The sequence below is a fragment of the Actinospica acidithermotolerans genome (assembly GCF_018139625.1).
GTDB lineage: Bacteria > Actinomycetota > Actinomycetes > Streptomycetales > Catenulisporaceae > Actinospica > Actinospica acidithermotolerans.
In genome coordinates, this window is record NZ_JAGSOH010000051.1 from 1 (window position 1) to 24,669 (window position 24,669).

Genomic DNA, 24,669 nt, shown 5'->3' on the forward strand with positions numbered 1-24,669 from the left:
GGAGCTTCGCGATCTCGTCCAGCTCCAGGCCGAACGTGCGCTTCTTGAGCCGGTGCGCGAGCAGCCAGGACGCGGCGGCGCCGATCAGCAGCGCGACGGCGAACCACTCGGCGTAGACCGGGAGCACCGACCACAGCGCGGAGGTGACCGAGCTCTCCAGGATGCCGGCCGAGACCTCCCCGACTTGCGTCTTACCGTCCAGGGCGTATACCGGCGTCTTGCCGTTCGCCGAGCGCCCGAGGCTGCCCGGGTCGATGTCCACGGACGGCTTCGTCACCAGGGGCTCTGTGACCTTCTGGCCGATCTCCGCGGGGTCCGGATGCGAGTGCCGCACCCGGTCCATGTCGATGACCACGATGTACGTCGCGCCCGTGTTGCGCTGCATCTCCGAGGCGATCTGCTGCACGAGGCTACCGCAGGGCTCCGCGCCGGGGGTGAGGCACTCGCGGATCTCGGTGTCGGCCGCCGCGGCCTGCGCGACCGTGAGCGCCCGGTCCTCATACTGCACGTCGAGCTGCGTCCGCTGCTCCTTCGCGAACAGGGCGAAGCCCACCAGCATCGTCGCGACCAGGATCAACACCTGGCCGATGAAGATCTGGCTGGACAGCCTCCGCATGCCACGTCGCATATTCCGGATTCTGCGTGGCGGACATCCTCGGCGGCAAGTTTTGACCGTATATCCGACTCCTCGCACGTACGCAATGCACAAAACGCTGCGGAATGACAAAAACGCGGGTTATCGCCGAAAGCGAGACCGCCGCGGGGCGCGCTGCCTAGCGTGGGCCTCCCCAGATCAATGGAGAGAAGGAGGCGATCCGCGATGGCAACGCAGCCCGTGACCGGCGTACCCGGCGCCCGGATCGAGATTTCCGGGGTGACGAAACGGTTCCTCACCCCGAGCGGCGAGGTGTTCACCGCGATCAAGGACGTCGACTTCGAGGTCGAGCCCGGCCAGTTCTGCGCCGTCGTCGGACCGACCGGCTGCGGCAAGTCCACCACCCTCGGCCTGGTCTCCGGGCTCGACAAGCCCAGCGAGGGCGAGGTGCGCGTCGCCGGCAAGAAGGTCGACGGCATCTCCGACGGCGTCAGCTTCATGTTCCAGGCCGACGCGCTGCTGCCCTGGAAGACCGTGCTCGGCAACGTCGCGCTCGGCCCGAGCTTTCGCGGGGTCAAGAAGAAGGAGGCCGAGGCGCAGGCCCGCGACTGGCTGCGCCGGGTGGGCCTCGCGGGCTTCGAGGACCGGCACCCGCACCAGCTGTCCGGCGGCATGCGCAAGCGCGTGGCGATGGCCGCGGCGCTGATCAACGAGCCGCGGATCCTGCTGATGGACGAGCCCTTCGGCGCGCTCGACGTGCAGACGAAGGCGATCATGCAGACCGAGCTGATCGGCCTGTGGGAGCAGTTGCGCCCCTCAGTGCTTTTCATCACGCACGACCTGGAGGAGGCCGTCGCGCTCGCAGACCGGGTCGTGGTTATGACCTCGAGCCCCGGCACGATCAAGGCCGTCTTCGACATCGACCTGCCGCGGCCGCGCGGCGCCATCCAGGACATCCGCTTCCAGCCGGAGTTCCTCGAGCTGCACCGGCAGATCTGGGAGTCGCTGCGCGAGGAAGTCGAGACCGCGTACGCCCGCACCGCAGGAGTAGCAGCATGAACACCTCGCACGATGCCGGCGCGGCGCAGCCCGTGCAGCACAACGGCACGTACATGATGCCGGTCGAAAGCCCGATGCGGACCGCGCAGGACGCCGCCCGGCTCGAGGGAGGCGACGCAAAGCGCGGCGCGAACCCCGGCCGCCGCATGGCCCGGGTCCGGCGCCTGCGCGTCGTAGCTGCCCAGATCGTCCTCGCCGTGGTGCTGATCGGCTCCTGGCAACTGCTGACGACCTGGAAGGTCGTCGACCCGTTCTTCTTCGGCCAGCCCAGCGGCATCGCGAAGCAACTGAAGGACTACTTCACCCAGGGCGACCAGGCGACCGAGTTCGGCTCCTACTGGTCCCAGATCTTCACGACGATGCGCGAAGCCGTGTTCGGCTTCCTGCTCGGCACCGCGGGCGGCATCGTGCTCGGCATCGGCCTGGGCGTGAGCCCTTTCATGGCCAAGGTGATCGGCCCCTACATCAAGATCTTCAACGCCATCCCGCGCATCGTGCTCGGCTCGATCTTCCTGGTCGCCTTCGGTCTCGGCCCGACCCCGAAGATCCTGCTGGCAGCCGTCCTGGTGTTCTTCGTGGTCTTCTTCAACGCCTTCCAGGGCGTGCGCGAGGTGGACCGCAACGTGCTCAACAACGCGCGGGTGCTCGGCGCCTCGAAGCTGCGCATCGTCAAGGACGTGACCCTGCCCTCGGCGCTCACCTGGATCATCGCGAGCCTGCACACCGCCTTCGGCTTCGCCATCGTCGGCGCCATCGTCGGCGAGGTGCTCGGTGCGCAGTCCGGGCTCGGCCTGGTCATCGCCACCGCGCAGAACCAGTTCAACCCGGACGGGGTGTTCGCCACGATGTTCGTCATCGCCGTGATCACTCTGTGCGTCGAGTTCATTCTCACCCGCGTCGAGCGGCGCCTGCTGTCCTGGCGACCGCCGTCCCAGTCCGAGGCCGCGGCGATCTGACGTCGGCCTCCGCACCAAACGCACGAAAACCGTTCGTCAACGAAGACACGGAAGGGTCCTGCCATGCTCAAGAAGACAACCATCGGCGCGGTCACCGCCTCCCTCATGCTGGCCGGCGGCCTCACCGCCTGCTCCAGCTCCAGCTCGAGCAACAGCGGCGGCTCGGGCTCCGGCTCAAGCTCGCTGCCCACGGTGACCATGATGGTCGGCGGCATCGACAAGCAGATCTACCTGCCGTATGAGCTCGCCCAGCAGCTCGGCTACTACAAGAAGTACGGCGTCAACATGGTGCTCAGCACCGAGACGCAGGGCGGCATCGGCGCCGAGGACGCGATGGCCTCCGGCCAGGTGGACCTGGCCGGTGCGTGGTACATCCACACCATCGACTTCCAGACCAAGGGCAAGTCGGTCGTGAGCCTCGCGCAGCTGTCCGGCGCGCCGGGCGAGCGGGAGATGTGCGCCACCAACAGCGGCATCCACTCGCCGTCGCAGTGGAGCGGCAAGACCCTCGGCGTGACGGACCTGGGTTCCGGCACCGACGAGCTGACCCAGCTGATGGCCACCAAGGCCGGCCTCACTACGCACCAGTACAGCCGCATCGGCGTCAGCGACGGCGCCACCGCCATCGCCGCGCTGCAGACCGGCAAGGTCCAGTGCCTGATGACGACGCAGCCGACCGTGCTGCAGATCGAGCAGAAGGGCTTGGGCTACTCGGCGATGGACCTGGCCACCTCGTCCGGCATCACCGCGACGCTCGGCGGCACCTGGCCGGCGGCCGGCGTGCTCACCACCACCGCGTGGGTCAGCGCGCACCAGACCGAGGCCCAGGACGTCGTCGACGCGCTGGTCGCCACGATGCACTGGATCGCCAACCACTCGGCCGCCGACATCGCCAACGCGCTGCCCGCGTCGTACACGTCGAGCAACGGCTTCACCAAGGCCGAGTACATTACGGCCCTGACCCAGGACAAGGGCCAGTTCCTGCCCGACGGCATCATGCCCAAGGGCGGCCCGGAGACCATCCTGGCGACGGAGAAGACGATCGGCGTGAACACCTCCTCGGTCAACCTCGACGCGACGTTCACCAACAAGTACGCCGAGGCCGCGAACAAGCTCGAAGGCTTCACGACCACGACCACACCGGAGCCGAACTCCTCCAACTGACAATCAGGTGAACCGAACGACATCGAGTTCCCCCGGCGACGACCAGTCATCGCCGGGGGAACTCGATGTCGTTCAAGCGTAAGACGCTGTGTGTGCCGTAAACCCCTGCGACGTGGGATGATCGGCGTTCGTGGCGCTGAAGTTGATCTACCTGGTCGTCCGACACATGCCCGGCTGGGCGCGGCTGTCGCGCCACGAAGCGCTAGCCAAGGACATCGAGACACTGATCCTCCGCCATCGCGCAAACATCCCAGGCGATCGCCCACCCGTCGCGACCCGGCGCTATGGGGGGACCATAACCAAGGGGCCCCGAATCAGTTCCACTTTTTCCTCGTCAGCCAGAGGATCGGCCTGTCCCAGGTCGGCGTGTGCACGGTGCTGTATGTCGGTTGCGACCTCGGTGAGCCAGTGCAGGATCGCACCTGCGTGGCGTATGCCGACGGAGACCATGGCCCGGTTGTTGGACCTGCCGTAGGATCGAGCGAGGCTGGCGTCGAATGCGCGGACATTGATGGACGCCGTCGTTGCGTGCTTGGGCATCGGCCGACCGCGGATCGTGCCTCGCTGCCTCCGCCGGGAACGGCGCCTCGCTTTGACTGGGCGTTCGAATATGTCATTTCGCCCTACGACGGGTATCCCGGATGGGCGGTTCGCCCTGATCACGACTAGACATCCGGGTAGCCGCGTTTCTGGAACAACGCTGCGGCCAGCAGCACGTACACCGTCACACGGGCGGGGAGTTTGCGCAGCCGCTGTTGCACCGCCCCACACTCGGCCAGTACCGCGTCGACCGTCTCGAACGGGGTGATCCGGGTCAGCTAACCCAGGTGCCCGGGCGCGAAGACGCCCTCGGCCATCGTGGCCGTGCGCGTGATGACAGAATGACCAGACAGCGGAGCTCCCGGGAAAAACGACTCGTCTTGGCGGACAAGCCGTTCTGCCGGAGCTTCGTCTTCCGTGCCTGGTGGGCCGTCAGATCCCACACAGTTGACGAGCGCCGCCAACCCCAAACTTCACCGAGCTCGGGCTCGACTCGGCCGACGAGGCGCAGATCAGGCCGTTCTGGGCAGCCCTGCTCGACTTGGGACCGTTTGAATAGTGCTCTCGTAGCCAGTCACTGATGGCTGCAATCTGCGCGGTGGCTCCGTGGCGGACGGCGAGTTTGTCGTACCTGGTCGCGACGGCTCGGTTTCGTTTAAAGCGGTTGATCCCGCATTCTACGGCGTGACGGAGTTTGTACAGCTCCCGGTCGAAGCCGTGCCCACGCACGCCGCGTGAGCCCTTCTTCTCCCGGTTCGCCCTCTGGTCGTCCTTGACCGGGATCACAGCCTCGATCCTGCGCTCGACCCAGCAGTTTCCGATTGGCCCGGGACGAGTACGCCTTGTCGGCCAGTGCCCGGTTCGGGCGGGTGCGCGGGCGTCCCGGGCCGGTCCTCGGCACGCGGATGGGCGCGAGGTCGACAGGGTTATCTCTACCTGGCAGGACAGTCATAATCGCTCCTGGACCCCCTGCGACGTGGGATGATCGGCGTTCGTGGTGCCGTCATGCGGTGCCGCCCCTGACCGACGGCTGTGCGCCGACAGGGACTCGAAACCTTGAACCTGTTGATTACGGGTTGGACTGTGCCGTCACGCGGCGTACTGATTGACAAGCATAGAAAAGCTTGGCTGGCTAGCATGGCGATGCGTCAGTTGCCGGATTTTGGGCAATTCATCCGGGTTTTCGTGGAGAGGCTGTCATGGGCGTTCGGGGGCCGTTGCTCAACTGGGAGCTTCCGTGGCGGCCGCCGGATCTGCCGCGTTTCGCGCGTACCGCGCAGTTTCGCGATCTGCACGCCGCGGCCGAAGGCTGGATCGAGGACCAGTTCGAGTCCATCGGTGGCGGCGGGGCGCTGGTTCCCGCCGCGAGGCTGGTGAGCGACTTCGGCGCGCTCACCGGCACGAACAGTCGGCGCCAGCGGGACATCGGGATCCTGCGGATCCGCTCCGGGGTCTTCGCCACGATGAGCTTTCAACGGCAGGTCGCCGTGGCCTACGGACTCGACGGCCCCGTCGGCGACCGTGTCCTCGATCTGGTCAAAGCACTCGAGAGCGCGGGCTGGAATCTGAGCCTGCACAATAGCCGGCACGCGATCGACCCTGGTCCCATCTCCGCGATCCGCGATCCGGTCGGTGCGGCGAGCGGCGGCTGGCACGGGTTCGGAGGTCCACCGCACCTTCGGCAGCCCGCGGCGGACCCCACGGGCTCCGCGAACTGCCTCATCCGGGTCGTGTGGACCTCACGCACCGAGCAGAGCCCCATCGTGGTCGACGTCGTGCGCCCTGCCCATCCGGAGATTCGCACACCGTCCGCGTATCTACCGCTGGAGATGAACGGTCCTGTTCCACCCGTCGACATCCGGGCTTTCGCGGCTCCGGCGTTCGAGTGGCACGAGAGCGCCGTCGCTGTGCTGATCGAGGTGTTCTACTACCGCATCCTGCCGGGTGCGACTCGTCCACGTGACGTACCGCGGCGGTTCGCCCTCAAGCTCTGATGACGATCCACAGCGCCACGACTGTGGGGTCGCCGACGACCTGTCGGCGACCCCACGATTCTCGCGACTCGGTTGTTGCTCTTCGTCAGCACTTCAGCATGCTGGCGATGCCCCTGGCCCACCGCACTGCCATGGCCCATCCGATCAGCGGCGGTCGAGCACGCCGTCGACTGAGATCGAGCCTGGGGCGTTCGATGGTGCTACTGGCCGACGCCTACTACGACGCGCACGACTTCCTGCAGCAGGTCACGCAGACGCGCGCCGCGCGCTGCGCTCGAACCGCAAACGGCGCCCCGCGGTACGCCGCGCGCTGCCGGGCGGTTCCTACCTGACCATCATCCAGCGGAGGGAAGTACAAGCACGGCACCGGTTGCGGGCGGATGGAGGTGCGCATCGTCGAGGCCTGGATGTCCGCGACGCTGGCCGACGGCACCTGACGCACCCAACTGTGAAGGCTGATGACCAGCCTGCCCCGATGCCGAACACTGCCCTGCCGAGGAACTGGCCTGTCCCGACCAGCGAAGCGAGAGCGCCATGTCCTACGGAACCGCAATCATCCTTGCGCGTCCGCATGCCGAAGTCTTCGAGCTTGAGATCGGCACTGGCAAGGAGGGACGCGCCCTGACCGAAGTACGTCACAAGCTCGGCGCGCAGGAACCCGCACCAATCGGCCTCGATGTCTCCCGGGGGATGCTCGCCCTCGCGGCAGCGCGCACTCGCGACAGCCATGCACAGCCGCGAGCGGAACTGATCGCCGCGGACGCCGCGCGTCTTCCGATCGCCGCGGCCTCGATCGACGCTGTCGTCTCCACGCTCACGCTCTGCGCGATGCCCGACCCGCTCACAAGTCCTGACCAAGGTTCGCCGGGTCCTGCGACCCAGCGGGCGTCTCGTACCGATCGAGCGCTCCACATCCTCCTGGCGCGCCATCGCGGCGCTGCAACGACTCCTCGGGCGCTGGAGCGCGGCCCGCTCCGGCGAATCCTCACGTGCGCCAGCCGGAAGCACTCGCCATAGAGGCAGAGTTCACGATCACCGACGCCGAGACACTGCGCGGCGGCATCGTCCGCCGCGTCATTGCGCATCCGCGCTGATCCAGAGCGGACTCTGCGGCCGTGGCGCCCTCACGGGAACAAGGACTCTCCCGGTACGCGCTCGACGATTGTTCACCTCCGCGGCATACGGGTTCTAACTGTTTGCGGGGCCTGTTTCACGCCGGGCTTCTTAGCTCGGGTTCCATGGAGACCCCTTATGGTGAGATCCCGGAACGCTTCGTCAAGGACATGTCAGCGCAGGAGATGCACGACTACCTCCGGAAGCGCTACTCGCGCCGCCGCTTCCTGAAGACCGCCGTCGGCGCCGGAGCTCTCGCGGCGGCGGGGCCGACGTTCTGGCAGCGCGCCTACGCCGACTCCTCGGCGGCGGGCAGCCCGACCGGCCCGCAGTGGATTGCTCTGGGACCCGACCCGGCGAGGGAGATGCACGTCTCCTGGTCGGTCGGCGCCTACCGGACCGCGGCCAACGTGCCGGCGCCCGCCGTGCGCTTCGGCCGGAGCCGTGAGTACGGCAGCATCGTGAGCGCGTCGAAGCGACCTCGTGCCCACCCCGACGAACGCGCCGGCTCAGAACCTCGACCCCGTCACCGGACCGACGCCGGGTCACGGCGGCCTGCCGCGTTAGGCTCGACGCTGCCCCGGGAAAGGGGCGTACTCGCGACGCCTGACGGGCCGTATCGCCCGCCACACTCGTGACGCTCGGAGGCCCGGGGACTCGACCCCGGGCCTCCGAGCGTCAGCAGGCGGGTGCCGAAGCGCCAGCGGATGCGCGTGCGAAAACGCCTCAGCGCACACGCACAGTACTACTGCAGGGCCTTGAGGACGGATGCCTCCTCGGGTCCGGCGACAGAGGCGCCGTAGCCGGCGTCGAGGGCGACGCAGCCGATGGCGAGGTCGAGGGTCGGGTCGAACACGACCATCCAGCTGTTCGGCTTGGCTTGGGCGGCGGTGCTTCCTCCGCCGCCGACGTCCGCGGTTCCTGTCTTGCCGTAGACCTGGGAGTTGACGCCGGTGAAGACGTTGTAGGCGGTGCCGTCCGACTCGGTGGTCACGGCCTTCATCAGCTGCCACAGGTCTTGTTTCACGTTCGCGGGCAGCGGGGTCGCGGTGATCTGCGCTTGGCCGGGTATGACGATCGGCTGTTTGAAGTCGCCGGTGTCGACGGTCGCGGCGACGGAGGCCATGGCGAGCGGTGAGGCTTCGATCTGGCCTTGGCCGAACAGTTCCTGGGCCAGTTCCCCGTTGGAGGCGCTGGCGGGGAGGGTGTAGTAGGGGCCTGCTTCGCCGGTGCCGAAGTTCCACTGTTCGTTCAGGCCGTAGTACTTCTGCGCGGTCTGGGCGAGGGTGGTCGAACCGACCTTGCTGTACCACTTGGCGAACGCGTCGTTGCAGGAGACGGCGAAGTCGGTCAGGAACGGGGTGGTGGCCGGTTCGCTCATCCCGGTGTCGTTGTGGAACACGGTGCCGTTGACCGTGAGCGAGGCGGGGCATTCGTCTGGGGTGGACGGGGAGGCGATCAGGCTGTTCGCGAGCAGCGCGGTCGAGGTGATGATCTTGTTGGTGGATCCGGGGGCGACCCTTGCGGTGAGGGCGAAGTCGTTCTGGCCGTCGTTGTTGGCCACGGCGAGGATCGCTCCGGTCGACGGGCGGATGACCACCATGGAACTGTCGGAGTGGGTGGCGGCGGCGGCTTGGGCGGCCGCCTCGACCTTCGGGTCGATCGTCGTGGTGACCACGCCGGTGTCGACCGGCTTCACCAGCACGTCGGCCGTGCCCGGGATCACCGTACCGTCGGCCTTCTCCAACTCGACCTCGACCCCGTCGGTGCCCTGACCGGCCGGCGCGTCCTTCTTCAGCGCCGCAGCGATGTTCCTCACCCCGGGATCGGTGGCGGTGGAAAGGTCGTCACCGGAGGCGTCGACCACCTTGGACGCGGTCGGCGGCACCGCGGCGCTGACCACCTTCTCGCCCGCGGTCAGGTTCGGCGCGATCAGAGAGTTGTCCCACTTGACCCACCAGCCGCCGTTCTTCTGATAGGCGGTCAGCTTCGACGTATACGACCACGTGGCGGTGACCCCGGAGCCCGGACTCGCGCCGGACGCGGCGGCGGACGCCGAAGACGGGGCTGCGGTGGACGAGGCCGTTATCCCGACGGTCGCGGCCACCGAGAATGTCACGGTGCCGCTCGGGTTCGCGCCAGCCGATGCGCTTGCCGATGCACTCGCCTGGGCACTTGCCTTGTTCGCCGGAGTGCTCGTGCCGGTTGTTGCCAGGTGCAGTCCGTGCAGGTTCAGGCCGTTCGCGTAGGAGGTCAGTGCGCTTTGCGCGGTCGCGGCATCGTCGGTGTAGGCGGCGGCCTGCTGGAAGTTGCCGCTCTGCCAGGCGGCGAGGAACGCCGCGGCCGTCTGCTGCGCGTCTCCGGCGATGGTGGTCGCGGTGGGTTGGAAGCCGCTGGTCGCGGTGCCCGCGCGGTTCCTGCGGCTCAGCCCCGTCTGGTGGACGATCAGGACGGCGGCGAGCGCGACGATCCCGGCCGCGCCGATCCCGCCGGCAAGAGCGAGTCTCCTGCGCGACCGGGGGCGTTCGGCATCGGATGGGATCACCGGGACAGACAGCCGCTGCACGCCGCCCGTCCCCAGGTTCCAACCGGTCGGCTGCTGGTACGGCGCGGCCGATGTGCCCGGAATCGCGCCGTTGCCCGGGAACGCCTGCGGGGGCGCCGCGGCCGGCGCGGCGAACGACGGCTGTGCCGCCTCGGATCCTTGGTCCGGCGATGCGGGCCGCGGGTTTCCGGCTTGAGGTGGAGCTGTCCACGGCTGTGCGGGCTGAGTTCCCGATCCCGCTGCCGGTTGCGCCGGTATGCCGTAGCCGCGGCGGGGTTTGTGCCCTGAATTCTCGTCCATGTGCCTATCCCGGTCCATGCTTCGATCCCTGTTTGGTCGTTCATAGGTGCATCGGTGGTCGTGCGCTGCGTTCGGCACCGTGTTCGGCTCAGCCGGCGCCGGTCGCCGTCGGGGTGCTGGTGCTCGCCGTTGTCTGTCCCGAGGGACCGGTGGTGCTCGGGGTCGGGCTGGTGCAGAAGGTGAGCAGGCCCGGAGTGCACGAGCCGGTCGGTGCGGTGGGCGTCTCGGACGGGGTCTGCCCGGTTGTGGCGGCCGCGGTCGTCGACGGTGTCGCCGGTGTCGTGCTCGGGCTCGCGGTGCCGGCACTTGCGCTCGGGGTGGCCGACGGGGTGCCGAGCACGGTGTCGCTGGGGTTGATGACGGGGGTGGCGAACGGCTGGTCGCCGCCGTAGGGCGTGGACTGCATCCGGTTCATGAACTCGGCCCAGGCGGCGAAGGGGAATTGGGCGCCGTAGGCTGCGCCGGTGCCGTCGATGTCGTCGACGGGGATCTGCACGTTCTCCTGCTTGCCGCCAACGGTGATGGTCTGCCAGCGGCTGATCCCGACGGAGACGGCGAGTTTGCTGCTGTATCCGTCGAACCAGACGCCGCCGGTGCCGCACGGGCCGTTGCAGGCGTCCGGGTTGAAGCCGGCGGCGTGCATGGCCTGGTCGGTGGTGGAGGTGATGTCCATGGTGCCGGTGCCGGTCTTGCCGGCGATGTTGGTCATCCGCAGGCTGCTGTTGTCATAGGCCTGATGTGCTGTTCCGTCAGAGTCGTGGATGACGCCGGTGAACATTCCGGTGACCTCGGCGGCGGTGTTCGGGTCGATGGCCTGGGCGGTGGTCTCGGTCGGGGTGTAGACCTGGCCGGTGCTGTTGTTGATGATCTTCAGGATCTCGGTGAGTGGATGGTAGGTGCCGTCGGCGGCGAGCACGGCGTAGGCGTCGGCCATGCGGGCGGGGTCGGTAAAGCAGATCCCGAGGGTGAAGCGGACGTTGTCGCAGCCTCCGGCGCTGCTGTCCCATTGGCTGCCCATGTCGGCGGTGTCGAGCCCGAACTTCTCGGCCGTGGCGTGCACGGCGTTGTACCCGCCGTTGACGGATTCCTCGAGGCGGATGAACGCGGTGTTGACCGATGCGTCGGTGGCCGCCTGCAGTGTGATGGATTTTCCGGCGGGGCTGTCGTTGTGGATCGGCGCGCCGCCGGCGCCTTCGGCGACCTCGGTCGGGTTCGACGGATCGGGCCACGGTTCGGTGCCGCTGATGTGGCTGTCGGGGGAGATGCCCTGGGCGAAGGCCGTGGAGAGCGTGAAGATCTTGAAGGTGGAGCCGGCCTGGGTAGTGACCTGGGTGGCGGTGTTCTCGTACGTCGGGCCGCCGTAGAACGCCACGAGGTCGCCGGTCGCGGGGTCGACTGCGGCGAGCCCGGCTTGGAGGGTGGCTTTGTCGACGCTGTTCTCATGGCCGACGAGCGCGTTCTGCATGGCTTGGGCGGCATCGGCCATGTACGTCTTGTTGAAGGTGGTCACCACGGTGTAGCCGCCCTGCGCGATCTGGTCGACGGTGGGCAGGCCGGAGTTCGGGTTCTGTGACTCGTAGGTGCCGAGCCAGTCGATGGCGGCCTGCTTCATCTGCGCGTCGACGATCGAGACTCCCTGCGCCTGGCCGAGCGGCACCGGCTGCGGCGGGTGGCTCACGGCGTACTGGTAGTCGGCGGCGGACAAGTGCCCGTACGCTTTCATGTTGGTCAGGGTGTCTCTCCACCGTGCCAGCGCGGCGGCCTTGTCCGCGGCCTGGGCAGCGGGCGGCAGGGTCGGATCCCAGCCTCCGGAGTAGGTGGTGGGGGAGTTGAGCATGGCGGTGAGCAGTGCGGCCTGGGAGGCCTGCTCGCCAGTCGGTTCGGCGTTCATCTGGGCCAGGCTCAGGCCGAACCAGGCCTTGGCCGCGGCGGCTATCCCGTTGCTGTCGCGCCCGAAGTAGCAGGTGTTGAGGTAGTCGGTCAGGATCGTCTGCTTGTCCACGCGCTGGGCGAGCTTGAGCGAGATGAAGATCTCGTCGATCTTCCGGGAGTAGGTCTGCGCCTGGGTCAGGTACGCGTTCTTCACGTACTGCTGGGTGATGGTCGAGCCGCCTTCGGTGCTGCCGCCGGTCAGGTCGACCAGCAGCGAGCGCAGGGTGCCGGTGTAGGAGACGCCCGGGTTGGTCCAGAAGGTCTTGTCCTCCTGGGAGATCACGGCGTTCTGCACGGTGGCGGGGATCTGCGCGAAGTCCACGATGGTGCGGTTCGTCGAGCCGTCGTAGGCGAAGGCGGTCTTGCCGCCGTCGTAGGTGAACGTCGACTGCTGCGCGAAGGCGGCCGAATGCGGGTCGGGGATCTGCACCGTCTCGTACTCGAAGGCGATCAGGCCCAGGATGAGAAACACCCCGGCCAGGCTCGCCCCGCACACCTGCTTGATCGACGGGACCCACGCCCGCCACCCGCGCTTGCCGGAGCGCGGATAGTCGAAATACCGCCGGTACCCCGTCCTGGCACGCGGCCGCGCGCCGTGCCCGTTCCCGGCCGCCCGAGATCCCGCGCGGGTCCGGGCGGCCGCGCCGTTGCGGGTCGAGCGGCCCTCGAGAGCACTCGGCGGGTACTGCTCGGACCGGGAGTGTCCCGGCGGCCGGGTCCCGTGCCGGCCCGCCCGCGCCGCGCGGCGCTCCTCGACCCGACTCGGCCGCGACGCGTGCCGATCCGACCGCTCGCCGTCGTCGCCGCGGGTGTGACCGGGCCCCGCCCGGTACCAGCCATCAGTATCCTTATCCCCAGCCACGTCTTCGGCAGTACCGCGTCGGTGTCCGGCACCGCGTCCCGCCGCGTCACGGCCGTACGGCGCGGGGCCGCGCCGGGCTTCTGGAATTCCGCTGCGATGATCGGCAGCGCCCTGCTCAGACCAGGGAGCGCCCCTCCGGGCCGAGGAGCCGTAGCCGCGCGCTGGCCCACCGGCCGGTTCGGTGCCGCCGTAGCCGCGGTACCCGCGGGAACCTTCCGCAGGGTACTCTCCGCCGTTTCCGCTCATCTCGTTGCCCGACTGCGGATAGCCGTCCATCCGTGTGTGTACTCCTTGACGTGTTCCGTGCCGTGCGCTGGCGAAGACGGCTGGCAGAATGCAGCCAGCCCCTTAGCGCATCTGTGCGATCGTGGGTGTGGCGGGCCGTGACCGGCCGCCGATCAGGCCTGCGGGTACGCCCCAGATCGCCATCTCCTCCACCGGTGCCGGGTCGCCGCCGGTCGCGGCCCGGCACCGGTGGAGGAGGACCGCGAGTGCGATGCCCACGATGTACGCGATCGCGCAGGCGTGGATGAGCCGCGGTCCCAGGTGGACCCCGTTCACGCCCGGCGACGGTATTTCGGTGTGCAACATATTCGGAAGCATAGCCCTGCGCCCAGCCGCCGTGCGCCGAGCGTGCACAGGAGAGCGCCAAGGCCTCACGCGACACCCGCTCGGCCTCGCTAGCGCGATCCCATCGCAGGTGGGCGAGGGTGTCTCGCGTTAGCGCGAGGGCGGCTGCACGTTCCGGACGAGCAGGGGCCGGCCGAGTGCCCATGCTTCCGACGAGCGGCTTTCCGCGCACACCGCGCCATCGAGCGGCGTGATCATGCGGATTCCCGATAGTTTCTGTATCCAAATTATTGATGAGGGGCAGGTGCCAGTGCCGACCTCAGGGCACCTGCAGGAGGCGGCCGGGACGGACCTGTGACCTGAGCGCCGCAGCCGCCGGTGTGCCCGGCAGGGGCGCGCCGAAGCCGCACGGCGCAGTGCTCACCCCCGGTGGGCTACGACAGCCAACTGCTCGGCCAGCTGCGCGAGGGCCGGGAGCGCATGGTCGATCGAGGAGCGCTCGGTCGGCGCGAGCGCTTCCAGGGCCGCGGTGATCCTGCGATGGTGTGCGTCGTTCCACGCGGCGAGTTGCCCGCGCCCGGCGTCGCCGAGCGCGACCACCGCCACCCGCCGGTCGCGCGAGTCCGTTCCGCGCTCCACGAGTCCGGAGGTGATCATCTGGGTGAGCAGGCCGCTGACCGTCGAGGGGGCCAGGCGCGCAGCCGTTCGGCCAGGTCCCGGGCGCGCTGTGGAGAGTGCTCGGCGAGCGACTGCAGGACCTCGACCTGCGCCATCGGCAGCGACTCCCATGCGTAGTCGGTCCTCATGCTCGCCCGCAGCGCACGGCACAGACGGGCGACCACCTCGGTCAGTTCGGCACGCCCCCACTCCTCCGAACGCACCGCGTCGCCGGCAGGCGAACCCTCCACCTTCCCGTCCATGGGCTCACCTTAGCGTCCGGCGCAGCAAAACGACGGATCCAAATTATTTCGCATACCGAACGATTCGGCTACCATGGGATTGTCAGCCCGGCGCCGGTCGGGTGCCGCAGCAGGAGAGGGGAAAGGGGATGGCCACCGACACCGCCCGGTCGAGCCCCGTCGGGGCGCACCGGCATGATTGGATCATGATCTTGCGGAGCGAGCGTGCCCGCCCGGAGCGGATCCGCGCGATGCCGCGCGGATGGTGGTTCGCGATCGCCACCGTGTGCTTCGGCGCGTTCATGGGCCAGCTCGACGCCTCGATCGCGACGCTGACCTATCCGGCGCTGCGCACGCAGTTCCATGCAGGCCTGGCTGCGGTCTCCTGGGTCTCGCTGTCGTATCTGCTCACCCTGGTCGCGCTGCTCGTGCCGGTCGGGCGGCTGTCGGATGTGTACGGGCGCAAGCTTCTCTACCTCTACGGGTTCATCGTCTTCACGGCGGCGTCCGCGGCCTGCGGGCTCGCTCCCAGCCTTACGGCCCTGATCGCGTTCCGCGTCGTCCAGGCCGTCGGTGCAGCGCTGCTGCAGGCCAACAGCGTCGCCCTGGTCACCACGAGCGCGCCGCGCGAGCGGATGCGCGCGGCCCTGGGAGTGCAGGCCGGGGCGCAGGCGCTGGGTCTCGCCCTCGGGCCGACCCTCGGCGGGCTGATCGTCTCCGGCCTCGGGTGGCGCTGGGTGTTCTACGTCAACCTGCCGGTCGGGGTGATCGCCGTGATAGCCGGCCACTACCTGCTGCCGCGCACCCGCGCCAAGACCCCGCCTGGCCGGTTCGACTGGTCCGGCCTGGCGCTTCTCGCCACTGCGAGCACGAACTTGCTCCTGGGCATCTCCGCGGCCTCCGGGCTGAACCTGCCGCCCGCCGCGACCGCCTGCCTGTTCGCCGCCGCACTCGGCGCCGGCTACGGATTCTGGCGCAGGATCAGCCGCGCCCTGGCGCCGCTGGTCGACCCGGCCCTGCTGCGCACCCGTCAGATCGCCGCCGGCCTGGCCGGTGCGCTCGGCGGCTACCTGGTGCTGTTCGGCCCGCTGGTCCTGGTACCCGTGGTGCTGACCGAGACCGGAACCAGCCTCGCGGGAGCCGGAGCCATCCTCACCGCCCTGCCCGCCGGCTTCGCCGCGGCCGCACTCGGCGCCAACCGCGTGCTGCCGGCCGCCTGGAGCGACCGGACCAGGGCGCTGGCAGGCTCCGCGCTCGCGACCGCCGCCATGATCGCGATGGTGCCCGCGCCCTTCACCCCCGCCTATCTCGGCCCCCTGCTGGCCGTGCTCGGTCTCGGCCTCGGCGCCTTCACCCCCGCCAACAACACCCTTGTCATGGGTGCGATCCCGGCACGCTCCGCCGGGACCGGCGGCGGCCTGCTCAACATGACCCGTGGCCTGGGCACGGCACTTGGCGTCGCCCTGGTCGCTCTCGTCCTGCACGTCGTGCCCGGTACCCGCCACGCGACGATGGCCGCGACCGGCCTGCTGGCCCTGGTCACGCTCGCGGTCTGCGCCAGCAATCTGCTCCACCCCCGGCACCACGCGAGCGACCACGCCGCCGCCGAACCTCTGGAGCTTTGAGCCGCCGGCGGCCGACGTCCACACGACACGGTCCGCGGCCGCGCCCGGGTGGCCGCGGGCGTGCGCTCGTCACGGCCCGATTCCGGCACCACAGGCGAACCTCCGTCCGGTCGCGTGCCGCGGCCGGACGTCGTCGAGGTCGACGATCATCGGACTCGAAGTGTGCGGCCCGGATCCCAGACCGCCACCGAGTTCGCAGCGACACAGCCGACCAACTGGTGCTGCGCGTACAGGTGTGAGCCGCGGTGGGGGCGGTGCGTCCGTCCTCGTTCGTGCCTGGTGGGGGAGTGGCGCTGATGACCGATCCGGTGCTTACGGTAGATCACTCGGCACTGTGGCTGGTGCCGCATCCGGCTTTGGTGCGCGCGTCGGTGCACGCCGAGCATGCGTACAGCGGAGACGGCGTGCGCGGGGGACTGTCGGGCGGAGCGAGGACGCGCTGTGTATTGACGGGCGGGTGGATGCGGCGGACCTGGCGGTGCTGCGGCCTCGAGACGCGGCGCGCGCCGCGAGAGGTGTCGTTGCATGTGCGGGCGACCCGCGGCGCCGGTGAGGGTGAGCGCGTGCAGGACCGGCAACGCCAGTGCGCAAGCGAGCAGCGCGCTGGTCGCCAGGCCCACGGCCCGGGGGCGCAGGGTGTGTCGTCTGCGGTGCTGCGCGGCCAGCCCGAGTCGGCGCACGCGGCGGACGAGGAGCATCGCACCGGTCGCGGCGGTGGTGGTGGCCAGCGAGAACACGGCCGCGTCCTGCCCGCGCTCGCATGTCGAGCGCATCGTGACGATCAGGCCCCCGGCGTAGGCGAGCCACGTGCGCTGCCGTGCCAGGCGGGTGGTGCGCACCGGCATTGGGGTCAGATCCATGCGATCGCCTCGCACGGAGCGGGGACGCGTCATCGCAGCACCATCAGCACCGTGGCGAGCATCGCGATCGCCAGCATCCCTAATGTCAGGAGCCCGACGACTCCGGCGGGGGGCAGCGGAGCGGCCTTCACCATCGCGTGGTGGGAGGCACGCCAACGCTGGTAGGCGAGCACCACGAGTGCCACGGCGAGGCCGAGGCAGAGGTCTGACAAAAGACCCCTGCCATGGCGCAGCCCGAAAGGCAGTGCGAGCTGCCGCACGGCCACACCCGCGGCCAGCAGTGCGAGTGCGGTGCGGACCCAGGCCAGGAACGTGCGCTCGTTGGCCAGGACATAGCGGTAATCGACCTCGGTGGCCTCGAGCTTGTGCCGGGTACCGGAAAACACGCCCTGCATGGACCGCACCTTTCCCATAGCGCCGACTTTGCGGCGTTTCGCGCCGCCGATGCTAGCGATCGCGGGGCTGGCGTTCGGACCACTGAGCGTCGAAGATCACCCGAACCGGGGAGCGGGCGCGGGTTTCAGGAGCCGGGGCCCCGCGGCCCCTGGCCTCCCAGATCCGATGGTAGGCAAGTATTTCTGTAACCGATATAGTATTCGCTGCTGCGCGCGGCGACCGGAATGGCTCTTCGGAAGGGGAGCGCTGGCTGGACACACCTTCTCGGCAGGGGATGACCAGGCCGCCTTCCGCGAGTACGTCGCGACTCGGCTCGGGGAGTTGACGTTCGCCTTCTCCGACTCCGTGCTGCCCGCTGACTGCATCGTCGGCTCGAGCGCCGAATCGAGCGCCTTCCACGGATACGTCGCGATGCATCTCGCTGCACTTGTTCGGGTGTTCGAAGCCGCGGAGACCTCCGGCGGCTCTTCCCGCACAACCGGGCCTTGCGGCAATCCGCCTGGCCGAGGCCGTGGTCCCCGATCGATGACGTAGGGATCGGCGCTCAGGCGACTACGGTGTCTGCGTCCGCGCTTGTCGGGCAGTTCGAGTAATCGTCGCGGTGCGCGGTTCGCCGTAGCATGCGGATGGCACCGTTCGGTGTACCGGGGGCCGGGGAGGGAGGGGAGGCGTATGGCTGAGCATATGCCGGAGAGGATGGACGTGCCGGGAGGATTGGTCGCCGCCCTGGTGTCGCGGATGCTCGATGAAGCGGTGCGGACGGCCGCACCGCGCGGACCATCGAGCGTGTTCAGCCTGCGGGCACCCTCCACGTACGCTACCGACGCCATCACTCAATCGTGTCGCATACCAAGCATTTAGGCTGCCAAGCTATCCATAGAGGCTAAGAGGCGATATGAATAGGCGACGAGGCGATGGGCGTCGGAGTACGACCCACGGGCGCTCCGGCGCCCCAGAGGAAGACCGATGACCAGGACCAGGACCGCGGCAGCCGCCAAGGCCGCATCCCGGGCGGCCGTGCCGCGCTGACCCTCGCGGCCGCGGCCTCGCCGGCACTGGCCGAGGAGTGTCCTGACCCGTGAGCCGGTCGGCGCCGCGGCGGTGTTCATCCATCCGGCGCCGCGGCGCCGACCTTCAAAGTCTGCACAACCGGCGTGCCCACATGGACTCTTCGGTCTCAGTCGTCCTCGGACTCGGCATCCTGTGCGTCTGCCTGGTGCTCAAGGTCCTGCATCTGCTCACCGCCGCGCTCTTCGGCTTCTACCTCGCCTCGACCGGGCTGGCGCCGCAGATCACCGCGTTCTCGCACGCGATCGGCTCACTGGGCGCGTTCGTCCGACCCTGGCCACTGCGCGATGCCGAACTGCGGAACTTGGGCCTGGATCCAGTCGTTGAGCGCGGGGCTCGACTCGAAGCTCGCGATCAGCGCGTACCGGGTGTGCGTGCCCGAGTGCGCGCCGCCGTGCCAGAGCCGCTCCGAGTCGACCACGGCCTGCTGACCGGCCGGAAGCGGGATCTGGTACTCGGTCTTCTTGTTGAACCGCTCCGAGCGCACCAGCAGCCGCGAGGTCGCGTCGTTGGTGAACTCGTGCCACACCCGCACGATCCAGCCGTTCGAGTCCGGGTTCTTCATGTTGTTGTTGTCCTGGTGCAGGCCCCAGCGCGCCTCGCGGATCGTGTTCGGCTTCATCCGCAGCAGCTGCACCCGGCCGTAGTTCGCGCCGATCGAGTCCAGCCACGCCATGATCGTCGGGCACTTCTCCGCGTTCGGCGTCGGCACGCACTCCAGCTCCTCCTTGCCCACCTCGGCGGCGCCGATCATCTCGATCTTGCCGGTCGGCGAGGTGATCGGAGCGAAGAAGGTGAACGGGTCGCTCTTGTACGTGGTGTACTCCAGCGACTCCCATTCCGAGGCGGGGATCTCCGGACCCGCGTACTTCTTCAGCTGCACGTAACCGCCGCCGGCCTCCACCAGCGGGGCACGGTAGTGCTTCGTGTTCAGATCCGGCACGAACGGCGGCTTGCGCACACCCGTGAGGTCCAACAGCTTCCCGGTGTACTCGTTCTTCAGAACGTCGCTGAGACCTGACATTCCTTCGCTCCCCATGCCATCTGTGCTCGCGCTCCACGAGCCGTCTACTCGATAGACATCCAGCAAGGCATCTCGGTTCCCGAAAGGTTCGGAGCCCTGGCATCAGCCGTTGGGGTGCTCTTCCCGACGATGTTCACCCACCCGTCAGTTCCCATTCGCCGCACCGGCCCTAGCGGCGCCGATAACTTTGGAAGCCAAGCATTTCGTCTGCCATGGCTTCAGTTTCCGGAGGGAATCCCTGATGCACCCCAAGACCAAGCGGCGCGCGGCGGTAACCGCCGCGGCCGGTGCGGTCGCGCTCGGCCTGTCCTTCGCGGTCGCCCAACCCAGCTTCGGCTCGCAGAATGCCGGCACGGTCGCCCCCGAATCGTCGGGGGCTTCGGTCATGCTCACCGGCGCGCACCTCGGTACCGCGACGCCGATCCAGCACGTGGTGGTGATCTACGACGAGAACGTCTCGTTCGACCACTACTTCGGCACCTACCCGAACGCGGCGAACACCGACGGCACCACGTTCCGCGCCGCCGCGAACACCCCGGCCGTCAACGGCCTGACGCCTGGTCTCCTGGAGAACAACCCGAACGGGGCCAACCCGACCCGGCTGAACCCGTCCCAGGCGCTGACCTGCGACCAGGACCACGACATGACGCCGGAGCAAAAGGCCTACGACAAGGGCCTGGCCGACAAGTTCCCGCAGTACACGGGTGTGGCCAACTGCTCCTCGCCGGACACCGGCCTGCCCGGCCTGGTGATGGACTACTACGACGGCAACACCGTCACCGGCCTGTGGAACTACGCGCAGCACTACGCGATGAGCGATGACAACTACGGCTCGGTCTACGGCCCGTCCACCCCGGGCGCGCTCAACCTGATCTCCGGTCAGACCTACGGCGCTCAGATCATCGACTCCGCCACCGGCAAGACGGTCATCGACGCCTCGACCGTCGCCTCCCCGAACTCCTCCGGCGTCGGCACGGACATCCGGGACATGGACCCGTACTACGACGACTGCTCCAAGGCCGGCGACCAGCTGAAGATGTCCGGTACGAACGTCGGCGACCTGCTCAACGCCAAGCACGTGACCTGGGGCTGGTTCGAGGGCGGGTTCGCCCCGACCGCGAAGGCGACCGCGAGTGCGAAGGCCGTGTGCGGCGCGTCGCACACCAACGTCGGCGGCGCGTCGATCAGCGACTACATCGCACACCACGAGCCGTTCCAGTACTACGCTTCCACGGCCAACCCGCACCACGTCGCCCCGAAGAACGAGGCCGAGGTCGGCCACAACGGGCAGGCCAACCACCAGTACGACCTGTCGTACTTCTACGACTCGCTCAAGGACGGCAACCTGCCGTCGGTCTCGTTCGTCAAGCAGGCCGGATACCAGGACGGGCACGCCGGGTACTCCGACCCGATCGACGAGCAGGCCGGCGTGGTCAACCTGGTCAACACGATCGAGTCCTCGAAGTACTGGAGTTCGACCGCGATCTACATCACCTACGACGACTCGGACGGCTGGTACGACCACCAGGCCCCGCCGAACGTCAACTCCTCCTCCGACCCGGCCATGGACGCGCTCGACGGCACCGGGACGTGCAACTCGACCGCCCGCACTCCGCTGGCCGGGGAGCAGGACCGCTGCGGCTACGGCCCGCGGATCCCGCTACTGGTGATCTCCCCGTATGCCAAGACGAACTACGTCAACCACTCGGTGACCGACCAGAGTTCGATCCTGGCGTTCGTCGAGCAGAACTGGAGCACCGGCACCATCTCGGGTTCCTTCGACCAGGTCGCCGGGTCGCTCGACCCGTTCTTCGACTTCGGCAAGCGCAGCGCGCGCCGGATCCTGCTCAGCCCGACCTCGGGTGCCGTGCTGCGCGACTGACACGCGTTTCGGCGTGGACGGGACTCCACGGGCGCTGGGTGCGCTGGTCACGCGCTGCCCTCGGAGCGCGTCGGCGGTCGGGCTTCTCCCAGGTCGTGGAGGGGGCCGGCCGCCGACGCGTGCAATCGCGGGCTGCCGCCCGGGCAGCCGTGTCGGCTCGGGGGCTCGCGGCGCTCGACCGCCGGGGCGTTCGTGCCGGTAGAGTACGTGCATGACTGCAGCTCAGCCCGCCTCCGCACGCTCCGCCGCTCAGCCGGGGGATGCGCGTGCCCTGACGGACACGGTCGCCCGGCTGCGCCGGGTGCTGCGCAGCAGCATCCGCACGGACTATCCGTGGGAGGCGCTGCCGATGGCGCAGGTCGAGGTGATGCAACTGCTGCAGGAGGTCGCCCCGGCCCGCGTCGGTGACCTCGCGAACCGGCTGCGGCTGTCTCCGTCCACCGTCAGCGGCCTGATCGGTCAGCTGATGACCGCGGGGCTCGTCGAGCGCGGCACCGATCCCAAGGACCGGCGGATGTCGGTGGTGGAGCTGACCGAGGCGGGCTCCGCGCAACTGGCCGAGTGGACCAGTGCGCACGAGCGGCGGATCGCCGCCGCCCTGGACAGGCTCGGCGTCGTCGAACGCTACGCGATCGCCGCGGCGCTTCCGGCGCTCGGGCAACTGGTGGAGTACCTGAGCGACCAGCAGTCCGACGAGCAGGCCGCCACCTCCTGACCCATCAGCATTCGAAGCTCGCGCCGCGAGCCTCGACGGCTGTCGGCGTGCCCTGCGGCCCGGATGGCTGGAGCGCGGTCACAGCCCAGGTCGCAAGCGCGGCGAGCGCGAGCAACCCGCCGGCGAGACGGTTGCCGAGCACGCGGTCGGCCGAACCCGCCGCGTGCAGGGCGAGGGTGACCAGCGCCACGCCCAGTGCGGTGCCCAGGGCCCGGGTCATGTTCACCAGTCCTCCGCCGGTCCCGGCCGCCGAGACGGGTATGGCGGACATGACCAGGGCGTTGTTCGCGGGCATGAAGACCCCGAGCCCGAGCCCGGCCACCGCCAGCGCACCGGGTACCACGAGCGGGGTCGGCGGCACGGCGGCGAGCGCGCACAGTCCCGCGCACGCGATTCCCGCACCGAGCAGCGCCCGGCCGCGATCGGAGAGCGCCGCCGGCAGCACACGTTCGGCCGCCAATGCCGCGACGGCGAATCCGACCGGCAGCGCGCTGCCGGCGAGACCCGCCGCGGTGAGCGACGCGCCGCGGGCGGTGAGCACGACCGGGACGAGAACCAGCGGCCCGAACAGCACCAGGTAGCCGCCCAACGCCCCGGCCAGCCCCGTGGATATGCGGCGCCGGCGCAGCAGCATCGGGTCGACGAGCGGGTCGGACGCCGTGCGCAGATGGTGCGCGAATCCGGCCGCTGCGGCGACGGCCGCGGTGAAGCAGCACACCAGCGCCCAGACCGGCAGATCGAGCCCGGAGATCGCGGAGATTCCGAGCAGCAGCGCGCTACTCGCCGTGGCCAGCAGCGCCAGGCCTGTCCGGTCGAAGTCGCCGGTCGGCATCCGGGTGCGGGTGCGGGGGAGCAGGTAGTGCCCGGCGGGCAGGGCGATCAGTCCGATCGGGACGTTGACCAGGAAGATCCAGCGCCAGCCGACGGCCGTGACGATCAGGCCGCCGAGCGTCGGACCGAGCGCGAGGCCGAGGGCCTGGGCGCCGGCCTGCATGCCGAGGGCCGCGCGCATCCGCCCGGGCGGTGCGCTGGTGGTGACCAGGGCGACGCTGTTGGCCTGCAGCAACGCCGCGCCCGCCGCTTGCACCGCGCGCATCGCGATCAGGACCGGCAAGTCCGGGGCAAGGCCGCAGGCCGCCGATGCCGCGGTGAACACCAGGAAGCCGTAGAGGTACATCAGCTTCCTGCCGTGCGCGTCCGAGAGGCGCCCGACCGGGACGAGCAGGGCGGCGAGGGCGAGCAGGTAGGCGAGGGAGACCCACTCGACGGCGGCGAGCGAGGAGTGGAACTCGGTGCGCAGAGCGGGGTAGGCGAGGGTGACCACGGAGGCGTCGAGCTGTCCCATGAACGCGCCGAAGCACACCGTGGCCACCGCCAAGCGCCATCCCGCGGGATGTGTGCGCACCACTTCGGGCCTCGGCCGTTCCGTCACCAGTAGTCGCGGCCACGCGCGCGGCTCGACACGGGACAGGACGGCGCTGTCGTTCTCGCTTCGGCTCATCACGTCCTCGCTTCGGTCCTGCTCACTATGACGCCAGGCAGAGATGCTTGGTTCACGAAACTCTTGGCGACGCGCGGTGAACATGGTGCCAACATACGTCATCCGGCTGCCGGGCAGGACGACGCCATTAGCGCGCAAGGCAGTATTCACTTACGCGTCACCATGCCGCTGCCCAGGCCTCACCAGGCTGGATCTAAGGTTCTAGCGAAACTTACGGTTCCCGAAATGATTGGAATGAGATGGATCTTGGCGCCATACCGAGGGGCGCGCGATGACCGGGTCCGTCCCCGACGGCGTACGGCCCGCACTCGAGTCGATCGAGCTCTCGCTCGGGTTCGGCGCGGTGACGGTGCTGCGCTCGGTGAGCCTGCGCATCGAGCGCGGCGGGATCTTCGCGCTGCTCGGGCCGACCGGATCGGGTAAGAGCACGTTCCTGCGCTCGCTGAACCGGATGAACGACAAGATCCCGGGTTTCCGCCGCGAGGGGCAGGTGCTGCTCGAGGGTGAGAGCATCTACGGCCAGCGCGGCGATTTGATGGACCTGCGCCGCAGGGTCGGGATGCTCTTCCAGCGCCCGAACCCTTTCCCGATGTCGATCGCGCAGAACGTGGTCGCCGGAGTGCGCGCGCACAAGATGGCCCCGCGCCGTGAGCTGTCCGCGATCGCGCAGCGGCGTCTGGAGCAGGTCGGCTTGTGGGGGGCGGTCAAAGACCGCCTCGGCGAGTCGCCGTTCCGGCTCTCGGGCGGCCAGCAGCAGCTGCTGTGCCTGGCCCGCGCCCTCGCGGTCGAGCCGGAGGTGCTGCTGCTGGATGAGCCGACCTCCTCGCTCGACCCGGTCAGCACTGAGGCGATCGAGGCGCTGATCCGCTCCCTCGCGCCTGAGCTGACGGTCGTGATCGTCACCCACAACCTCGGCCAGGCCAAGCGGGTGGCCGACCACACCGCGTTCTTCCACGACGGGCACCTGGTCGAGCACGGTCCGACCGCCCGGCTCTTCGACTCTCCGGCCGAGGCCGAGACCGCCCGGTACATCGCCAGCGCCCTCGGCTAGCGCGCACCACCAGTCCGC

The 24,669-nt window shown here is 69.1% G+C and carries 21 protein-coding genes and 2 pseudogenes; 11 read left to right on the forward strand and 12 right to left on the reverse strand.

Annotated features, from left to right (window positions below):
- The coding region (locus KDK95_RS17880; RefSeq protein ID WP_504798693.1) for a sensor histidine kinase at positions 1–616 on the reverse strand (616 nt) is incomplete at its 3' end.
- Positions 617–820: 204 nt separating this feature from the next.
- Between KDK95_RS17880 and KDK95_RS17885 the strand changes: the two genes are divergently transcribed.
- The 3 genes from KDK95_RS17885 (at position 821) to KDK95_RS17895 (ending at position 3,774) form a co-directional block, all read left to right on the forward strand.
- Entirely contained in the window at positions 821–1,654 is an 834-nt protein-coding gene (locus tag KDK95_RS17885; RefSeq protein WP_212519332.1) for an ABC transporter ATP-binding protein, read from the forward strand.
- Between the two features lie 56 nt (positions 1,655–1,710).
- Positions 1,711–2,610 carry an ABC transporter permease gene (locus KDK95_RS17890; protein WP_372463343.1) on the forward strand — a complete coding sequence of 300 codons (900 nt, stop codon included), beginning with the start codon at positions 1,711–1,713 and terminating at the stop codon, positions 2,608–2,610.
- A gap of 63 nt (positions 2,611–2,673) precedes the next feature.
- On the forward strand, positions 2,674–3,774 hold the full coding sequence (locus KDK95_RS17895) for an ABC transporter substrate-binding protein (RefSeq protein ID WP_212519333.1): 1,101 nt from the start codon (positions 2,674–2,676) through the stop codon (positions 3,772–3,774).
- 677 nt (positions 3,775–4,451) lie between these two features.
- Here the strand turns inward: KDK95_RS17895 and KDK95_RS38265 are convergent.
- Both KDK95_RS38265 and KDK95_RS38270 read right to left on the reverse strand, forming a co-directional pair.
- Positions 4,452–4,631 (reverse strand): annotated as a pseudogene (locus KDK95_RS38265) (transposase domain-containing protein); the annotation flags it as partial.
- Between the two features lie 250 nt (positions 4,632–4,881).
- Positions 4,882–5,230: pseudogene (locus tag KDK95_RS38270) on the reverse strand (transposase); the annotation flags it as partial.
- A 283-nt stretch (positions 5,231–5,513) separates the two neighbouring features.
- Between KDK95_RS38270 and KDK95_RS17910 the strand changes: the two are divergent.
- The 4 genes from KDK95_RS17910 to KDK95_RS17925 all read left to right on the forward strand — a co-directional run bounded on the left by KDK95_RS17910 (position 5,514) and on the right by KDK95_RS17925 (position 8,059).
- A complete protein-coding gene (locus KDK95_RS17910; RefSeq protein ID WP_212519335.1) occupies positions 5,514–6,308 on the forward strand; it encodes a hypothetical protein in 795 nt (264 codons plus the stop codon).
- 194 nt (positions 6,309–6,502) lie between these two features.
- Positions 6,503–6,640, forward strand: a complete 138-nt coding sequence (locus tag KDK95_RS17915) for a hypothetical protein (protein ID WP_212519336.1) — start codon at positions 6,503–6,505, stop codon at positions 6,638–6,640.
- A 202-nt stretch (positions 6,641–6,842) separates the two neighbouring features.
- Entirely contained in the window at positions 6,843–7,325 is a 483-nt protein-coding gene (locus tag KDK95_RS17920) for a class I SAM-dependent methyltransferase (protein WP_212519337.1), read from the forward strand.
- A gap of 221 nt (positions 7,326–7,546) precedes the next feature.
- Positions 7,547–8,059 carry a twin-arginine translocation signal domain-containing protein gene (locus KDK95_RS17925; RefSeq protein WP_212519338.1) on the forward strand — a complete coding sequence of 171 codons (513 nt, stop codon included), beginning with the start codon at positions 7,547–7,549 and terminating at the stop codon, positions 8,057–8,059.
- 107 nt (positions 8,060–8,166) lie between these two features.
- On the opposite strand, the gene KDK95_RS37430 is transcribed toward KDK95_RS17925, so the two are convergent.
- From KDK95_RS37430 to KDK95_RS17950, 5 genes are all read right to left on the reverse strand, one after another.
- On the reverse strand, positions 8,167–9,966 hold the full coding sequence (locus tag KDK95_RS37430; RefSeq protein WP_212519339.1) for a penicillin-binding transpeptidase domain-containing protein: 1,800 nt from the start codon (positions 9,964–9,966) through the stop codon (positions 8,167–8,169).
- 388 nt (positions 9,967–10,354) lie between these two features.
- Entirely contained in the window at positions 10,355–13,060 is a 2,706-nt protein-coding gene (locus KDK95_RS17935; RefSeq protein ID WP_212519340.1) for a transglycosylase domain-containing protein, read from the reverse strand.
- 348 nt (positions 13,061–13,408) lie between these two features.
- Positions 13,409–13,651 carry a prolipoprotein diacylglyceryl transferase family protein gene (locus tag KDK95_RS17940; protein ID WP_212519341.1) on the reverse strand — a complete coding sequence of 81 codons (243 nt, stop codon included), beginning with the start codon at positions 13,649–13,651 and terminating at the stop codon, positions 13,409–13,411.
- Positions 13,652–14,050: 399 nt separating this feature from the next.
- Positions 14,051–14,287 (reverse strand): winged helix DNA-binding protein, encoded by a 237-nt coding sequence (locus KDK95_RS17945; RefSeq protein WP_212519342.1) that lies wholly within the window; start codon positions 14,285–14,287, stop codon positions 14,051–14,053.
- Complete coding sequence (locus KDK95_RS17950; RefSeq protein WP_212519343.1) at positions 14,284–14,550, reverse strand: winged helix DNA-binding protein; 267 nt, start codon at positions 14,548–14,550, stop codon at positions 14,284–14,286. Before KDK95_RS17950 ends, KDK95_RS17945 begins: the two co-directional genes overlap by 4 nt.
- Positions 14,551–14,735: 185 nt before the next feature.
- Here KDK95_RS17950 and KDK95_RS17955 point away from each other — a divergent pair, with 185 nt between their 5' ends.
- Positions 14,736–16,154, forward strand: a complete 1,419-nt coding sequence (locus KDK95_RS17955) for an MFS transporter (RefSeq protein WP_212519344.1) — start codon at positions 14,736–14,738, stop codon at positions 16,152–16,154.
- 146 nt (positions 16,155–16,300) lie between these two features.
- On the opposite strand, the gene KDK95_RS17960 is transcribed toward KDK95_RS17955, so the two are convergent.
- From KDK95_RS17960 to KDK95_RS17970, 3 genes are all read right to left on the reverse strand, one after another.
- Entirely contained in the window at positions 16,301–17,014 is a 714-nt protein-coding gene (locus KDK95_RS17960; protein WP_212519345.1) for a hypothetical protein, read from the reverse strand.
- Between the two features lie 29 nt (positions 17,015–17,043).
- Positions 17,044–17,409, reverse strand: coding sequence for a YidH family protein (locus KDK95_RS17965; RefSeq protein WP_212519346.1), 366 nt, complete (start codon positions 17,407–17,409; stop codon positions 17,044–17,046).
- Positions 17,410–18,728: 1,319 nt separating this feature from the next.
- Positions 18,729–19,502 carry a hypothetical protein gene (locus KDK95_RS17970; protein WP_212519347.1) on the reverse strand — a complete coding sequence of 258 codons (774 nt, stop codon included), beginning with the start codon at positions 19,500–19,502 and terminating at the stop codon, positions 18,729–18,731.
- A gap of 241 nt (positions 19,503–19,743) precedes the next feature.
- Here KDK95_RS17970 and KDK95_RS17975 point away from each other — a divergent pair, with 241 nt between their 5' ends.
- Both KDK95_RS17975 and KDK95_RS17980 read left to right on the forward strand, forming a co-directional pair.
- Positions 19,744–21,384, forward strand: coding sequence for a phospholipase C (locus KDK95_RS17975; RefSeq protein WP_212519348.1), 1,641 nt, complete (start codon positions 19,744–19,746; stop codon positions 21,382–21,384).
- A gap of 211 nt (positions 21,385–21,595) precedes the next feature.
- A complete protein-coding gene (locus KDK95_RS17980; RefSeq protein ID WP_212519349.1) occupies positions 21,596–22,099 on the forward strand; it encodes a MarR family winged helix-turn-helix transcriptional regulator in 504 nt (167 codons plus the stop codon).
- A gap of 4 nt (positions 22,100–22,103) precedes the next feature.
- Here the strand turns inward: KDK95_RS17980 and KDK95_RS17985 are convergent, their stop codons facing one another.
- Entirely contained in the window at positions 22,104–23,600 is a 1,497-nt protein-coding gene (locus KDK95_RS17985; RefSeq protein WP_212519350.1) for an MFS transporter, read from the reverse strand.
- Positions 23,601–23,871: 271 nt separating this feature from the next.
- Here KDK95_RS17985 and KDK95_RS17990 point away from each other — a divergent pair, with 271 nt between their 5' ends.
- Positions 23,872–24,651 (forward strand): phosphate ABC transporter ATP-binding protein, encoded by a 780-nt coding sequence (locus KDK95_RS17990; RefSeq protein ID WP_212519351.1) that lies wholly within the window; start codon positions 23,872–23,874, stop codon positions 24,649–24,651.
- Positions 24,652–24,669: the final 18 nt, after the last annotated feature.

What these genes read in the sequence shown, in the direction of transcription:
- KDK95_RS17885 (WP_212519332.1), top strand. Translation starts at nt 821, where the DNA reads ATGGCAACGCAGCCCGTGACCGGCGTACCCGGCGCCCGGATCGAGATT.
- KDK95_RS17890 (WP_372463343.1), top strand. Translation starts at nt 1,711, where the DNA reads ATGCCGGTCGAAAGCCCGATGCGGACCGCGCAGGACGCCGCCCGGCTC.
- KDK95_RS17895 (WP_212519333.1), top strand. Translation starts at nt 2,674, where the DNA reads ATGCTCAAGAAGACAACCATCGGCGCGGTCACCGCCTCCCTCATGCTG.
- KDK95_RS17910 (WP_212519335.1), top strand. Translation starts at nt 5,514, where the DNA reads ATGGGCGTTCGGGGGCCGTTGCTCAACTGGGAGCTTCCGTGGCGGCCG.
- KDK95_RS17915 (WP_212519336.1), top strand. Translation starts at nt 6,503, where the DNA reads ATGGTGCTACTGGCCGACGCCTACTACGACGCGCACGACTTCCTGCAG.
- KDK95_RS17920 (WP_212519337.1), top strand. Translation starts at nt 6,843, where the DNA reads ATGTCCTACGGAACCGCAATCATCCTTGCGCGTCCGCATGCCGAAGTC.
- KDK95_RS17925 (WP_212519338.1), top strand. Translation starts at nt 7,547, where the DNA reads ATGGAGACCCCTTATGGTGAGATCCCGGAACGCTTCGTCAAGGACATG.
- KDK95_RS17940 (WP_212519341.1), bottom strand. Translation starts at nt 13,651, where the DNA reads ATGTTGCACACCGAAATACCGTCGCCGGGCGTGAACGGGGTCCACCTG.
- KDK95_RS17945 (WP_212519342.1), bottom strand. Translation starts at nt 14,287, where the DNA reads ATGATCACCTCCGGACTCGTGGAGCGCGGAACGGACTCGCGCGACCGG.
- KDK95_RS17950 (WP_212519343.1), bottom strand. Translation starts at nt 14,550, where the DNA reads ATGGACGGGAAGGTGGAGGGTTCGCCTGCCGGCGACGCGGTGCGTTCG.
- KDK95_RS17955 (WP_212519344.1), top strand. Translation starts at nt 14,736, where the DNA reads ATGATCTTGCGGAGCGAGCGTGCCCGCCCGGAGCGGATCCGCGCGATG.
- KDK95_RS17960 (WP_212519345.1), bottom strand. Translation starts at nt 17,014, where the DNA reads ATGGATCTGACCCCAATGCCGGTGCGCACCACCCGCCTGGCACGGCAG.
- KDK95_RS17965 (WP_212519346.1), bottom strand. Translation starts at nt 17,409, where the DNA reads ATGCAGGGCGTGTTTTCCGGTACCCGGCACAAGCTCGAGGCCACCGAG.
- KDK95_RS17970 (WP_212519347.1), bottom strand. Translation starts at nt 19,502, where the DNA reads ATGTCAGGTCTCAGCGACGTTCTGAAGAACGAGTACACCGGGAAGCTG.
- KDK95_RS17975 (WP_212519348.1), top strand. Translation starts at nt 19,744, where the DNA reads ATGCACCCCAAGACCAAGCGGCGCGCGGCGGTAACCGCCGCGGCCGGT.
- KDK95_RS17980 (WP_212519349.1), top strand. Translation starts at nt 21,596, where the DNA reads ATGACTGCAGCTCAGCCCGCCTCCGCACGCTCCGCCGCTCAGCCGGGG.
- KDK95_RS17985 (WP_212519350.1), bottom strand. Translation starts at nt 23,600, where the DNA reads ATGAGCCGAAGCGAGAACGACAGCGCCGTCCTGTCCCGTGTCGAGCCG.
- KDK95_RS17990 (WP_212519351.1), top strand. Translation starts at nt 23,872, where the DNA reads ATGACCGGGTCCGTCCCCGACGGCGTACGGCCCGCACTCGAGTCGATC.